10 protein-coding genes are annotated in these 12932 nt (G+C 65.3%); 3 read left to right on the top strand and 7 right to left on the bottom strand.

Features of this window, described 5'->3' with window-relative positions; genetic code table 11:
* The 3 genes from BLR13_RS17530 to ggt form a co-directional block, all read right to left on the bottom strand.
* Nucleotides 1–897 carry an SDR family oxidoreductase gene (locus tag BLR13_RS17530; protein ID WP_074821269.1) on the bottom strand — a complete coding sequence of 299 codons (897 nt, stop codon included), beginning with the start codon at nucleotides 895–897 and terminating at the stop codon, nucleotides 1–3.
* Between the two features lie 307 nt (nucleotides 898–1204).
* On the bottom strand, nucleotides 1205–2503 hold the full coding sequence (locus BLR13_RS17525; protein ID WP_074821272.1) for an MFS transporter: 1299 nt from the start codon (nucleotides 2501–2503) through the stop codon (nucleotides 1205–1207).
* 110 nt (nucleotides 2504–2613) lie between these two features.
* Nucleotides 2614–4356 (bottom strand): gamma-glutamyltransferase, encoded by a 1743-nt coding sequence (ggt, locus tag BLR13_RS17520; protein ID WP_074821276.1) that lies wholly within the window; start codon nucleotides 4354–4356, stop codon nucleotides 2614–2616.
* Between the two features lie 225 nt (nucleotides 4357–4581).
* Here ggt and BLR13_RS17515 point away from each other — a divergent pair, with 225 nt between their 5' ends.
* On the top strand, nucleotides 4582–5967 hold the full coding sequence (locus BLR13_RS17515) for an MFS transporter (protein ID WP_074821279.1): 1386 nt from the start codon (nucleotides 4582–4584) through the stop codon (nucleotides 5965–5967).
* Nucleotides 5968–6087: 120 nt separating this feature from the next.
* Here BLR13_RS17515 and purH read toward each other — a convergent pair whose 3' ends face one another.
* The 3 genes from purH to BLR13_RS17500 all read right to left on the bottom strand — a co-directional run bounded on the left by purH (nucleotide 6088) and on the right by BLR13_RS17500 (nucleotide 11030).
* Entirely contained in the window at nucleotides 6088–7680 is a 1593-nt protein-coding gene (gene purH, locus BLR13_RS17510; protein WP_074821284.1) for a bifunctional phosphoribosylaminoimidazolecarboxamide formyltransferase/IMP cyclohydrolase, read from the bottom strand.
* 129 nt (nucleotides 7681–7809) lie between these two features.
* Nucleotides 7810–9525 (bottom strand): heparinase II/III family protein, encoded by a 1716-nt coding sequence (locus BLR13_RS17505; protein WP_074821288.1) that lies wholly within the window; start codon nucleotides 9523–9525, stop codon nucleotides 7810–7812.
* Nucleotides 9526–9683: 158 nt separating this feature from the next.
* Entirely contained in the window at nucleotides 9684–11030 is a 1347-nt protein-coding gene (locus BLR13_RS17500) for an RsmB/NOP family class I SAM-dependent RNA methyltransferase (RefSeq protein WP_074821291.1), read from the bottom strand.
* A 173-nt stretch (nucleotides 11031–11203) separates the two neighbouring features.
* On the opposite strand from BLR13_RS17500, the gene BLR13_RS17495 reads away from it, so the two are divergent.
* Complete coding sequence (locus BLR13_RS17495; RefSeq protein WP_074821294.1) at nucleotides 11204–11413, top strand: DUF1674 domain-containing protein; 210 nt, start codon at nucleotides 11204–11206, stop codon at nucleotides 11411–11413.
* Nucleotides 11414–11473: 60 nt separating this feature from the next.
* A complete protein-coding gene (locus BLR13_RS17490; protein ID WP_171944954.1) occupies nucleotides 11474–12076 on the top strand; it encodes a thermonuclease family protein in 603 nt (200 codons plus the stop codon).
* A gap of 62 nt (nucleotides 12077–12138) precedes the next feature.
* Here the strand turns inward: BLR13_RS17490 and BLR13_RS17485 are convergent, their stop codons facing one another.
* Nucleotides 12139–12651 carry a L,D-transpeptidase gene (locus BLR13_RS17485; protein ID WP_074821297.1) on the bottom strand — a complete coding sequence of 171 codons (513 nt, stop codon included), beginning with the start codon at nucleotides 12649–12651 and terminating at the stop codon, nucleotides 12139–12141.
* Nucleotides 12652–12932 lie beyond the last annotated feature (281 nt).

Here is a 12932-nt window from a genome sequence, read left to right as displayed (position 1 = left end):
CTAGCGCGACTTCTGCGCGGCGCCAACCGAGGGCAGGGCCTGCACGCCGACGCCGGGTGGCGGCACATCGTCGTCGGGCACGAAGAAATCCGACATCAGCGACACCGTGGGGTCGACGCGGTAGCGCTCGAAATCCCTGACGCCGCTGGCGTAGAGAATCTTGTCGTCGATGCAGAACTGTCCGGTGAATTCGCGCGACGGCTTTGTGAAAATGGCGTGGGCGGCATCAGCCATGATTTCCGGCGTGCGACTGGCGCGCATCATGGCGTCGCCGCCGAGCAGATTGCCGACCGCGGCGGTCGCGATCGTGGTCCGCGGCCACAGCGCATTGACGGCGACGCCGGCTGATTTCAATTCGCCGGATAACCCCAGCGCGCACATGCTCATGCCGAACTTCGCCATCGTATAGGCCGTGGAATGCTCGAACCATTTGGCCTTCATGTCGAGCGGTGGCGACAGCATCAGGATATGCGGGTTGGCCGCCTTCTTCAGGTGCGGGATGCAGTATTTCGACACCATGAAGGTGCCGCGGGTGTTGATGCCCATCATCAAATCGTAGCGCTTCATGTCGGTCATCTGCGAGTCGGTCAGGCTGATGGCGCTGGCATTGTTGACGCAGATATCGATGCCGCCGAATTCGGCAACGGTCGCATCGATGGCGGCGATCACCTGCGCCTCGTCGCGGATGTCGCACAGCACCGGCAGCGCCTTGCCGCCGGCGGCGCGAACCTCGTCAGCGGCAGTGTAGATGGTGCCCTTGAGTTTCGGGTGCGGCTCGGCGGTCTTGGCGGCAATCGCGACATTGGCGCCGTCGCGCGCGGCGCGCAGCGCGATGGCGAGCCCGATGCCGCGGCTTGCGCCGGAGATGAACAGCGTCTTGCCTTTGAGGGATGTCATGGAACCAACTCCAGTTATGGACGCAAGAAACTCTGACTCCCTCCCCCACGCAACCGGAGTCTACTCCGGCTGCGTATTTTAACTATGCGCAAGTCAGGCAGGCCCGACTTGCGGCTGGGGAGGGGGATAGCCGCGAGCCCGGTGCTGTGGCTTACCCCTCTCCCTAGCCCTCCCCCCGCACGCAACCGGGGTTTACCCCGGTTGCGCATTTTGACCCATGCGCAAGTCGGGCAAGCCCGACTTGCGGTGGGGGAGGGAACGACGGAGCAAGATCGCAAGTCACCGTGCAACGAAACGTGCGCCTTACCTACCCATCCGCATGCAGAACCTTGCCGCGGGTTTCCGGCAGCGCGAAGGCGGCAATGAAGAACACCCCATAAGCGGCGACGGCAAAGATTGCGATCGCGTTGGCAAGCGTCGTCGAGGTCGAGAGCCATCCGACCAGGAACGGAAACAGGGCACCGATGCCACGGCCGAAATTGTAGCAGAAGCCTTGCCCCGATCCGCGCAGCCGCGTCGGATAAAGCTCGGTAAGGAACGCGCCGACGCCGGAGAAGTAGCCCGACGCGAAGAAGCCGAGCGGGAAGCCCAGCAGCCACAGCATCTCGTTGGTCAATTGCAGCTGGGTATAGAGGATCACAATGGCGATGGCGCCGAGCGAGAAGGTCAGGAACAGGTTGCGCCGTCCGATGCGGTCGGCAAGCCAGGCGCCGACGAGATAGCCGGCGAACGAGCCGATGATCAGCGCCGAGAGGTAGCCGGTCGAGCTGACCACCGAGAGCTTGCGCTCGACGGTGAGAAAACGCGGCACCCAGAAGGTGATGGCGTAATAGCCGCCCTGACAGCCCGTGACCATCAGCGATGCCAGGATGGTGGTCTTCAGGATCGGTCCTGAAAAAATCTCCCACAGCGCCGGCCGGTCACCCGAGGCGGCTTGCTTGACCCGCGTGGCCGCGGCGATCTCCGGCTCGGTGACGTAGCGGCGCAGATAGAACACCAGGAGCGCCGGCAACGCGCCGATCGCGAACATCCAGCGCCAGGCGAGTTCGGGCGGCAAATACGAGAACAGGATCGCCTGCGAAAGCACCGCGAGGCCCCATCCGACCGCCCAGCCCGACTGCACCGAACCGACCGCGCGACCGCGATATTGCGCGCGGATGGCCTCGCCCATCAGCACCGCGCCGGCAGCCCATTCGCCGCCGAAGCCCAGGCCCAGCAGCGCGCGTGCAATGATCAGCTGATCGAAATTCTGCACGACGGCGCAGACCAGCGAGAAGAACGAGAACCACAGGATGGTGAGCTGAAGCGTCCTGACCCGGCCGATGCGATCGGCGAGATAGCCGCCGAGCCAGCCACCGATCGCGGAGGCCAGCAACGTCACGGTGCCGGCAAGTCCAGCGCTGCCCGGATCGACCTTCCACATCACGATGATGGTGCCGATCACGAGCGGATAGATCATGAAGTCCATGCCGTCGAGCGCCCAGCCCGCGGCGCAGGCCCAGAACGTCCGGCGTTCCGGCTGGTTCATGTCGCGATAAAAAGCGAGAAGGCTGGTGTCCTCGATCGGTACGGTTTCGATCGCGCCCGATGGTTCGGCCGTGCTCATGATGTTCCCCCCGGAAGTCTTGCACCGGCCTTGCGGCATCCCACGCCGGCCGGCTGACGTGGCGCGCGGCACCTTACGCCGATGCCGCCGCCCGGCAAATCCCGATCGTTTTATTGTCCCGCCGCCGTCGTACCGCGGGTGCGCGGATCGGGCGCGCCGAGCAGGCCGTTGGCCGTCACCGCAATCGAATTGGCCGAGGTCTGGCCGAGCGGCTCGACCACTTCATGGCCTTTTGCCTTCAGGTCATCCAGGACATCTGAGGGAAAGCCGCGTTCAACCAGAACGCGGTCCGGCATCCACTGGTGGTGCACGCGCGGGGCTGCCACCGCGGCGGCCACATCCATCTTGTAGTCGAGGACGTCGACGACAATCTGTACCACCGCCGAGATGATGCGGCTGCCGCCCGGTGTCCCCGTCACCAGCACCGGTCTGCCGTCCTTCAGCACGATGGTCGGCGACATCGACGATAGCGGCCGTTTGCCGGGGCCGGGCAGGTTGGCCTCGAAGCCGACAAGGCCAAAGGCGTTCGACGCCCCGGGCGCCGCGGTGAAATCGTCGAGCTCGTTGTTGAGCAGCACGCCGATGCCGTCGGCGACGAGGCCGACGCCATAGGGAAAATTCAGGGTGTAGGTGTTGCTGACCGCGTTGCCGCTGGAGTCGACCACCGAGTAATGCGTGGTGTTGCTGCCCTCGCGCGGCGTCTTCGCCATTAACGCCTCGGCCGGCGTCGCGCGCGCGAGGTCGATAGCAGCGCGCTGTTTGGCGGCGTAGTCCTTCGAGATCAGGATGTCGGCCGGCGCATTGACGAAAGCGGGATCGCCGAGATAGCGCGCGCGGTCGGCGTAAGCGCGCTTCATCGCCTCGATGATGACATGCAAGGAGGGCGCTGAGCCCTGCTTCATGTCGGACATCGGAAATCCTTCGAGGATGTTCAGTGTCTCCAGCAACACGGTGCCGCCCGACGACGGCAGCGGCATCGAGACGATGTCGTAGCCGCGATAGTTGCCGCGCACGGGGCTGCGGATCACCGCCTGATATGATTTCAGGTCTTCCGGCGTCATGATGCCGCCGGCGTTGCTGACGGCCTTCGCCAGCTTCTCGGCGATCGGCCCTTCGTAGAAGGCGCGCGATCCGTTTTCGGCAATCGCCGACAGCGTTGCCGCAAGGTCGGGCTGTATCAACCGGTCGCCATCATACAGCGGCGTGCCGTCGACGTGAGAAAAGACCTTGGCGGAATTCGGCCAGCGCGCCATCCGGCGGTACATGTCCGGCAAGGTGTCGGCCATGTCATCGGTGACCACGAAGCCGTCGCGCGCCAGCTCAATGGCGGGCTTGAGGATTTGCGCCAGCGTGAAACGGCCGGAGCCGTACTTCTCCAGCGCCAGCGTCAATCCCGCAACCGTGCCGGGGACGCCGATGCCGAGCGCGGAGTTGCGCGACTTTTCGGCGTCGGGTTTGCCATCCGGCCCCAGATAGATGTCGCGCGTGGTCGCCGCAGGCGCGGTCTCGCGATAATCGATCGCGACGTCTTCATGGCGCTCGGCCGAATGGATCACCATGAAGCCGCCGCCGCCGATGTTGCCGGCGCGCGGATAGGTGACGGCCATCGCAAAGCCGGTCGCGACCGCGGCGTCGACGGCATTGCCGCCCTGACGCAGGATGTCGGCGCCGACCTGGGCTGCAAGTTTCTCCTGCGCGACCACCATGCCGTGTTCGGCGGGAGCGGCATGCACGGTGGTGAGGTCCGGCGGCGAATAGACCTGGCGCTCCTGCGCAACGGCCGGAACAACGCAGGCAAACGCCAGCACGAGCGCCGAGATTTTTGCGCGCCACCCGGATGAAAACACAGCCATCAAAAATCCGCCGCAGTTGGAGCCCGTGTAACGCCTGGCAACCGCACAAGCATGGGTGACGCATGCTATATGGGATCGCATGCGCCGGGCAAAACGCCTTCGCGTGACTGGATCCCATCTCGATTGCATCGAGACGGGGCTCCAGACTCTTTATTTTGACGCGTTTTCTTCACGCGAACCGGGTCCACTTCGCTTGAAAACGCTATGTTAAGGGAAATCCGGGATATGGCGGTGATCGCTTCCGAGGCTATTGGCGGCGAAATCCCGCAGCAATACCCGCGCCAATCCGCCGTCATCGGCTGGATCTTCTTCGACTGGGCAGCGCAACCTTATTTCACGCTGATCACCACTTTCGTGTTTGCGCCCTATTTCGCCAGCTTCGTGGCGCCGGATCCGGCCAGCGGGCAGGCGCTGTGGGGTTTTGCCACCGCGGCCGCAGGGCTGATGATCGCGCTGATGTCGCCGGTGCTGGGCGCGATTGCCGATGCCAACGGCCGGCGCAAGCCGTGGATCGCAGGCTTTGGCGTGTTGCTGGTGATCGGCTCCGGCCTGATGTGGTTCGGCAAACCCGGCGATCCCGCCGTGATCCCGCTGCTGCTGCTGGCCTATGCGATTGCGAGCGTCGGCGTCGAATTCGCCACCGTGTTCAACAATGCGATGATGCCGACGCTGGTGCCGCCGGACAAGATCGGACGATTGTCCGGCACGGGCTGGGCCACCGGCTATATCGGCGGTATCCTCAGCCTCATCCTCGTGCTCGGCTTTCTCGCCGCCAATCCCGACACCGGTCGCACGCTGTTCGGCCTCTCACCGCTGTTCGGTCTCGACCCGGTCACGCATCAGGGCGACCGCATCACCGGTCCTTTGACCGGCATCTGGTTCATCATCTTCGTGCTGCCGATGTTCCTGCTAACGCCGGATTATCCGGCGCGTCGGCCGCTGCGCGCGGCACTGCGCGAAGGCTTGACGGGCTTAAGGCGGACGCTCGGCGAATTGCCGAAGCAGAAGGCGATGGCGACGTTCCTGCTCGCCAACATGATCTACACCGACGGCCTGGTATCGCTGTTTGCCTTCGGCGGCATCTACGCTGCCGGCACCTTCGGCTGGCACACGATCCAGATCGGCACGTTCGGCATCATTCTCGCCATCGCCGGAACCCTCGGCGCCTGGCTCGGCGGCAAGCTCGACGATCGCCTCGGGCCAAAGCAGGTGATCACGGGCAGCATGATGGTCCTGCTGTTCGCCATCATCTCGATCCTGCTGGTCGACAAGGATTCGATTTTCTTCGTGAAGGTCGCGCCGCCCGAGCCGGGCGCCGCATTGTTCTCCAGCGCGGCCGAGCGCGCCTATCTCGTGCTTGGCTGCCTGATTGGTGCTGCCGGTGGCCCGCTGCAGGCGGCGTCGCGTACGCTTTTGATCCGTCTCGCGCCGAAGGACCGCATCGCGCAATATTTCGGACTGTTCGCGCTGACCGGAAAAGTCACCTCGTTCATCGGGCCGCTGTTGATCGGCGCGATCACGGCGGTCACGGCGAGTCAGAAAGCGGGCATGGCGACGCTGGTGGTGTTCTTCGTCGCGGGGCTGGCGCTGCTGGCGCGGGTGAGGGAGTAACCCGTCGTCCCCGCGAACGCGGGGACCTATACCGCGTGATCCATCGTGCTTGGGCGGCTGCCAGTTGTCTTTCAACAACGGCCGGTGGCTATGGGTCCCCGCGTTCGCGGGGACGACAACTCAATGCCTGAAGTGCCGCACGCCGGTGAAGACCATGGCGATGCCGTGGTCGTCGGCGGCCTTGATCACTTCTTCGTCGCGCATCGAGCCGCCGGGCTGGATCACGGCGGTGGCACCGGCCTCGATGCAGGCCAGCATGCCGTCGGCGAACGGGAAGAACGCGTCGGAGGCGACCACCGAGCCCTTGGTCAGGGGTTCGGCGAGCTTCATCTCGGCCGCGGCATCCAGCGCCTTGCGGGCGGCGATGCGCGCGGAATCGACCCGGCTCATCTGGCCGGCGCCGATGCCGACCGTGGCGAGATCCTTCGCATAGATGATGGTGTTGGACTTGACGTGCTTGGCGACCCGGAACGCAAATTTGAGATCGCGCAGTTCGGCATCGCTCGGTGCACGCTTGGTCGCGACCTTCAGCGCCATGTCCTCGACCACGGCATTGTCGCGGCTCTGCACCAGCATGCCGCCGGCCACCGTCTTCGCGGTCAGGCCCACGCTGCGCGGATCGGGCAGGGCGCCCGCCAGCAGCAACCGCAAATTCCTGCGGCCGGCAATGATCGCGATCGCCTCTTCGGTCGCGTCGGGGGCGATGATGACTTCGGTGAAGATTTCGATGATGGCGCGCGCGGCTTCCGCGTCGAGCGTGCGGTTGAGCGCGACGATGCCGCCATAGGCCGAGGTCGAATCGCAGGCCAGCGCCTTGCGATAAGCGCTGACGAGGTCGGCGCCCTCGGCGACGCCGCAGGGGTTGGCATGCTTGACGATGACGCAGGCGGCGGTGCGGTTGGCCTCGAACTCGCCAATGCATTCATAGGCGGCGTCGGTGTCGTTGATGTTGTTGTAGGAGAGTTCGCGGCCCTGCAACTGCCGCGCGGTGGCGACACCGGGGCGCTTGTCCGGCGTGGCATAGAAGGCCGCGGTCTGGTGCGGGTTCTCGCCGTAGCGCAGCGACTGGATCAGGCGGCCGCCGAAGGCGCGGTAGTCCGGCGCATCGTTCTTGAGCTGAACCGCGAACCAGTTCGAGATCGCGGCGTCATAGGCCGCGGTGCGCGCATAGGCCTTGGCGGCGAGGCGGCGGCGCAGCGTCAGCGTGGTGGCGCCCTTGTTGGCGGCGAGCTCGTCGAGCACGGCCTGGTAGTCGGAAGCTTCCACCACGACGGCGACATCGTCGTGGTTCTTGGCCGCGGCGCGGATCATCGCCGGGCCGCCGATGTCGATGTTCTCGATGCAATCCTCGTAGCCGGCGCCTTTGTCGACGGTGGCCTCGAACGGATACAGGTTCACCACCAGCAGATCGATCGGCGCAATGCCGTGCGTCTTCATCGCCTCGGTATGTTCCTTGTTGTCGCGGATCGCGAGCAAGCCGCCATGCACCTTGGGGTGCAGGGTCTTGACCCGTCCATCCATCATTTCCGGAAAACCCGTGAGATCGGAAACGTCCGATACCTTCAGCCCTGCCGCCGCGATCGCCTTGGCGGTGCCGCCGGTGGAGACGAGGTCGATGCCGTGGCCGGCCAGTGCGGTTGCAAATTCGATCAGGCCGGTCTTGTCGGAAACGGACAACAGAGCGCGGGTGACGCGTCGCGGATGGTCGGTCATGGGGAATATCCTGGCTGGTAAGCCAGCCCGGTAGCATGGTTTTGGCGGCCATGAAACCGGTCAGAAACCAGCCGGATTCAGGTGTGGAAATCTCCCCTGCCCGGGCGAGGCCGGGGCCGGAAAGGGGGCCTACAACGGCAATTCCGGCTCGCGGCGGGCGTTGCGCCTTGCATTCGTGGCCGAGGGCGAGGTGGTCGAGCGCACAAAACTCCAGCGGATCGAAGACGCGGTCCGCGAATTCTGCCGGATCACGATCTGGGCGGTGCGGCGGGGGCCGTCATTGCCGGCCAGGAAGACGCTGTCCTCGAGGTCGACCTTGTCGTCGAGCGCCTCGAAGGTCCAGACATCGCGGTTCGGCAATACCAGCATGACGCCGCGGGCGTCGCTGAGGCGGCTCGCCTTCACGGCAGGATGCAGATGAAACCGCAGGGCAAAGTCGGTCTCGTTGCCCCTGATTCGCGCGCCCGGCGCCGGCGATACCGTGTCCTCGCCGTCGAGCCGTGCACCGTCCTGGGCAATCATCAGCACCCGGCGATGCACGACGCCAAATCGCGCGAGATAGCCGTCATGCGACGTGTGCAGCAGATCGCCGTTCGCCACCGCCTCGCGGTAGCTCTCGACATTGGACGGGCCGCTGACGACCGGCGCGCCCTGCAACAGGCGCTTCATCGCCGACAATTCGACGAACTGGCACGATGAAGTCTCGTGATAGGTCAGGGTCGAATGCGCCGCGGTAGAGCGCGCAAAGGCCCGCCAGTTGTCGCGGCCGGTCGAGGGCATGCCGCAATTGACGACGATCCGGCTCGGTCCTGATGACAATTCGAACGCCAGGCAGCCGGCATGCGCGTCCTGGCTGACATTCGGCGGCGGCGGCGGGCCGGTGTCGATGATGACGGTGGTGGCACCGGCATCGAGGCGCTGAAATCCGGTATGCGGCATGCTCGACATCGGCACGCCGTGGGTGTCGTCATAGGCGAGCAGGGTCGCGACCAGGTCGGACGGCGCGTTGCTCATGCCGTTGAACAGCGCAAAGCTGCCGTCGCCGTGGCGGAAGAAGCGCAGCATCGGCATCATGCGATCGATCGCGTTCAGCAGCGCCGGCGGCGGCGCGATGTTGCGCGCGGCAAAGGTCTGGCGCAGCGGCAGCATGTCGCTGAGCAGTTCGACCAGCGCGCCGGGATTGCGTGAGATGTGGCCGCCGTCGGGCAGGATCTGCCGCTGCAGTTCATCGGAAAGCCGCCGCGTCGCCGAACGGATGTGCTTGGCCTGGTTGGCAAGGCACAGCGAGGCGTAGCAGAGCGCGATCAGCACCTGCAGGCGCGGCACGCCGTCGGCGATGTCGATCATCGTGTAGCGCAGGTAGCGAATCTCGCGGGTCAGTCCGCGCAGATATTTGCGATAGAACTTGTTGTCGGTGTCGCCGAGCACCAGCGGCGCCTGCGACAATAGCGAGATCACCCGGCGCGCCAGCACGTCGGCGCGGCGCTCGAGCGGCCGCCGGCGCGTCGGATTCGAGATCCAGTCGTCAACCAGCGAGCGGGCATTGGCGCGAGTCAGCGCGGTATCGGCGGCACGCAGGTGCCGCAGCCATCCGAAGCCGAGCAGCGCCACCTCCCAGTCTTCCGACGGCGGCTCGAGGTCGAAGATCGAGCGGCCGTGGCAGGTCACGATCTTGCCGGCGAAGACGAAGCGGCCGGCATAGATTTCGGCGGCGCGGGTGGCGTCCGCGGTCCGCAGATCATGCGGCGCGATGATCAGGCGGTCGGCCCGGCCCGGCCACAGCCGCGATAGCGCCACCGTCCCGCCGCTGGCACGCGCCGCCATGTTCCGCGCAAAGCGGCCCATGATAAGCGTCGAGATGCGTCTGCGTTGAGCGACCGACAAGCCGTGCCTTGGGAGGGAGGGAGGGAATTGTGGCGAATCCTTTTAATCCGGAAACGCCGGCATGACACCATCTTGAAAGTGCGCGAATCACCCGAAGGCGGCGGAATTCCGGTTTAAAATCAGGATTTAACCAGCCGCGCCGCGTAAAATCCATCCAACCCGCCAAGCCGGGGGTCCTCATGGGGCAAATGGCAGGGCAGGGTGCGCAAATCACCGTCCGCCGTGACGATTTCGCTGAGGCCCGAGACCTCGCTGGCCTCAACCGGCGCACGGCGCACGGCGGATTCGGCGGCCAGGAGTGCGGCGACCGCCTGTTCGCCTTCTTCGGGTTCCAGCGAACAGGTGCAATAGACCAGCGTACCGCCCGGCTTGAGCAGGGCGACGGCCTTCTGCAGCAATCGTCGCTGCAAGGTTGCGAGCGCCGCGATGTCGGCTTCCTGCCGCAGCCAGGCCACGTCGGGGTGACGGCGGATGGTCCCGGTCGAGGTGCAGGGTGCGTCGACCAGAACACCGTCGAAACCGCCGGCGCCGCCATCCCATTCGGCGGCATCGGTCACCACGTCGTCGGCGCGCAGCGACAGCCGTGCGAGGTTGTCGCGCAGCCGCGACATCCGCGCCGGCGAGCGATCGACCGCCGTGACGTCAGCTCCGGCCAGCGCCAGCTGCGCCGTCTTGCCGCCGGGTGCCGCGCAGAGGTCGACGATGCGTTTGCCGCTGACGTCGCCGAACAACCGTGCCGGCAGCGCGGCGGCGGCGTCCTGCACCCACCATTGGCCCTCGGTGAAGCCGGGCAGCATCATCACCGAACCCTGCAGCAAAGTGCGGACCGTTCCGGTCGGCAGCGTTTCGCCATGCAGCCGCGTCGCCCATTGGGCTGCGTCGGCCTTCACGGTGATGTCGAGCGAGGGCTCATGACCGATCGCCAGCGCCATCTCGCGCGCGGTGGTCTCGCCATAGGCGGCAATCCAGCGCGCCAGCAGCCAGGGTGGTGTATCCAGCGTCTGCGCCTTGACCTCGTCGATCAGCGGCTGGCCTTCGCGGGCGCAACGGCGCAGCACGGCATTGACGAGCCCGGCATATTTCGCGGCCCGCCGGTCCGACTGCACCAGCCGCACACTGAGGTCGACGGCCGCATGATCGGGCACATCCATCCAGAGAATCTGCGCGGCGCCAATCAAAAGCGCGCTCTGCGCGCGCGGCGCATCGGTCGGAATACCGCGATCGAGCAGGCGCGAGAGCAAATGGCCGAGCGTGCCGAGCCGCCGCAAGATCGTCGCCACCAGACGCCGCATCAGCGCGCGGTCGCGATCGGCAAGCGCCTTCAGTCCGGGATGAGCGCCGGCGCCGTCGAGCTGGTCATCGAGCGTGCGGTGCTTGTGCAGCACGCCGTCGAGAATGTCAGCCGCGATCCGCCGCGCCGCGAGCCCAGGCACTTCGGAAGGTACTGCGAATCTTGAAGGAGGCATGAATCAGGAATGTCTCGGGGGGCGGAAAGGTTTCGGCTTATGCCTTTTGAAAAGAAAAACTCCTTTGGCATGCGAATATGCCAAATGTAAGAATCGCCACGACGATTTCACGATTGTGATGTCGTCGCGACGTCCCTATCTCGGATACCAACCGTGCCGCGGAAGAGTTTGAGATGACCGACGATCCTTCACCCGCTTCTGTACCAGAACGCAAGCCGTTGACGCCCGCCGCCGAGCGCGCACTCGCCGAAGCCGAGGCGCGCCGGAAAGCCGCCGAAGCAGCCGCCGCCACGCCGCATCCGAAGGAATTTCAGGGCCCGAAAGGTCCGGAACCGACACGGTATGGCGACTGGGAGCGCAAAGGCATCGCCTCGGATTTCTGAGGCCGCCTTTGGAGGACTTTGGCCTTGCCGATTGACCCGACTCAGCCCTAGTCGGGGCAAATGTCCCCAAACGAGAGGATTCGTCCTTATCGGACGCCCTATCAAGCCACTCGGCACCGCTGGTTTGCGGCGGCGCTGCCCTGGCTGTTCGTGATCGCCGTGGTGGCGGGGACGATGCGGCCGGTGAGGCACTGGGTGCGTGGGCTTTTGCCCCACTCGGCCGAGCAGCACCCGGCCGACAGTCCGGCGGCACGGGACGCCGAGATGGTCTGGCGGCGGGCCGGCAATCCAGACGTTCACCACCCCGTCGACGTGATCCGGACCATCGACGGCGACACCTTCGAGGCGCGGGTGCATCTGTCGCCCGGCCTCGACCTGACCACGCGGGTTCGCCTGCGTGGCATCGATGCGCCGGAGTTGAAGGCGTCCTGTCCGCTGGAATTGCAGATGGCCGAATCCGCGACGGCCGCCTTGCGCGCCTTGCTCGGCGAAGGCGAGGTCACGATCTTCAATATTGGGCCGGACAAATATAACGGTCGGGTGGATGCCCATGCCGCGACCAGCAAGACTCAAAATGTTTCGACCGCGATGCTCGCCGCCGGTCATGCGCGCAGCTACAACGGCGGCCACCGCAGCGGCTGGTGCGCGAACGCCAATCAGTAAGTTCCAAAATGAAAAAGCCGCGCAGAGGCGCGGCCTTTTACATTGAAACGACAGCCGAAAGATCAGCGCGTAACGGTGACGCTGGTGCCGACCGAGACGCGTTGATAGAGGTCGGTGATATCGGCGTTCAGCATCCGGATGCAGCCGTAGGACACGAAGCCGCCGACCGAACCCGGCACGTTGGTGCCATGGATGGCGTATTCGCCGCCGGCAAGCGTCATTGCCGCGACGCCCATCGGGTTACGCGGCGAGCCACCTTCAATCAGGTCCGGAATGTTCGGCTTGTCGCGCTTCACTTCCTTCGGCGGCGCCCAGGCCGGGTTGCGGTACTTGCCGTCGATGCGGGTGGTGCCGGCCCACTGCTTGCCGGACTTGCCGACGCCGACCGGGTAACGCATGGCGTGGCCGGAATCGAGGATGAGATAAAGGCGGCGCTCGTTGGTCTTCACCACGATCGTGCCCGGCGTGTAGTCGCCGCGAATGCCCACCATCTCCGGCCGCGCTTGCGCCGCCGACGACATCAAAATGCCCGCCCCGATGGTGGCGGCCAGCGCCATCGCAATCCTCATCGACATTATCAGCTCCAGTTTCCGCAGCGCCCGTTCCGGGGCCCTCAAATTCCCTGCAACCCGGCGCGTGGCCGGTCTGCCGTGTCACCCACGCATTTTTAACCGCACGTGTTAACCGGGTGGTTTCACCCTTGGCCGGAGGCGTGTTTCGCTGAGGGGAAGAAAGGAAATGTTCGAATCAAAGTAAATGACTTGAAAACAACACTTGGCCACGAAATGCGCCACAAGGCTGCCACACGACTGACAAGCGCGTGACCGGGTCAAGGCAGGGAGCCCGGACGACGCAT

The organism is Bradyrhizobium ottawaense (genome assembly GCF_900099825.1).
Taxonomy (GTDB): Bacteria; Pseudomonadota; Alphaproteobacteria; order Rhizobiales; family Xanthobacteraceae; genus Bradyrhizobium; species Bradyrhizobium ottawaense_A.
Note: the sequence above shows the minus strand (reverse complement) of the source record. Positions and strands in the feature narration are given on the sequence as shown.

Coding starts and splice junctions, on each gene's coding strand:
- BLR13_RS17505 (WP_074821288.1), bottom strand. CDS start 9,525: ATGGGCCGCTTTGCGCGGAACATGGCGGCGCGTGCCAGCGGCGGGACG.
- BLR13_RS17530 (WP_074821269.1), bottom strand. CDS start 897: ATGACATCCCTCAAAGGCAAGACGCTGTTCATCTCCGGCGCAAGCCGC.
- purH (WP_074821284.1), bottom strand. CDS start 7,680: ATGACCGACCATCCGCGACGCGTCACCCGCGCTCTGTTGTCCGTTTCC.
- BLR13_RS17485 (WP_074821297.1), bottom strand. CDS start 12,651: ATGTCGATGAGGATTGCGATGGCGCTGGCCGCCACCATCGGGGCGGGC.
- BLR13_RS17490 (WP_171944954.1), top strand. CDS start 11,474: ATGTCCCCAAACGAGAGGATTCGTCCTTATCGGACGCCCTATCAAGCC.
- BLR13_RS17500 (WP_074821291.1), bottom strand. CDS start 11,030: ATGCCTCCTTCAAGATTCGCAGTACCTTCCGAAGTGCCTGGGCTCGCG.
- BLR13_RS17515 (WP_074821279.1), top strand. CDS start 4,582: ATGGCGGTGATCGCTTCCGAGGCTATTGGCGGCGAAATCCCGCAGCAA.
- ggt (WP_074821276.1), bottom strand. CDS start 4,356: ATGGCTGTGTTTTCATCCGGGTGGCGCGCAAAAATCTCGGCGCTCGTG.
- BLR13_RS17495 (WP_074821294.1), top strand. CDS start 11,204: ATGACCGACGATCCTTCACCCGCTTCTGTACCAGAACGCAAGCCGTTG.
- BLR13_RS17525 (WP_074821272.1), bottom strand. CDS start 2,503: ATGAGCACGGCCGAACCATCGGGCGCGATCGAAACCGTACCGATCGAG.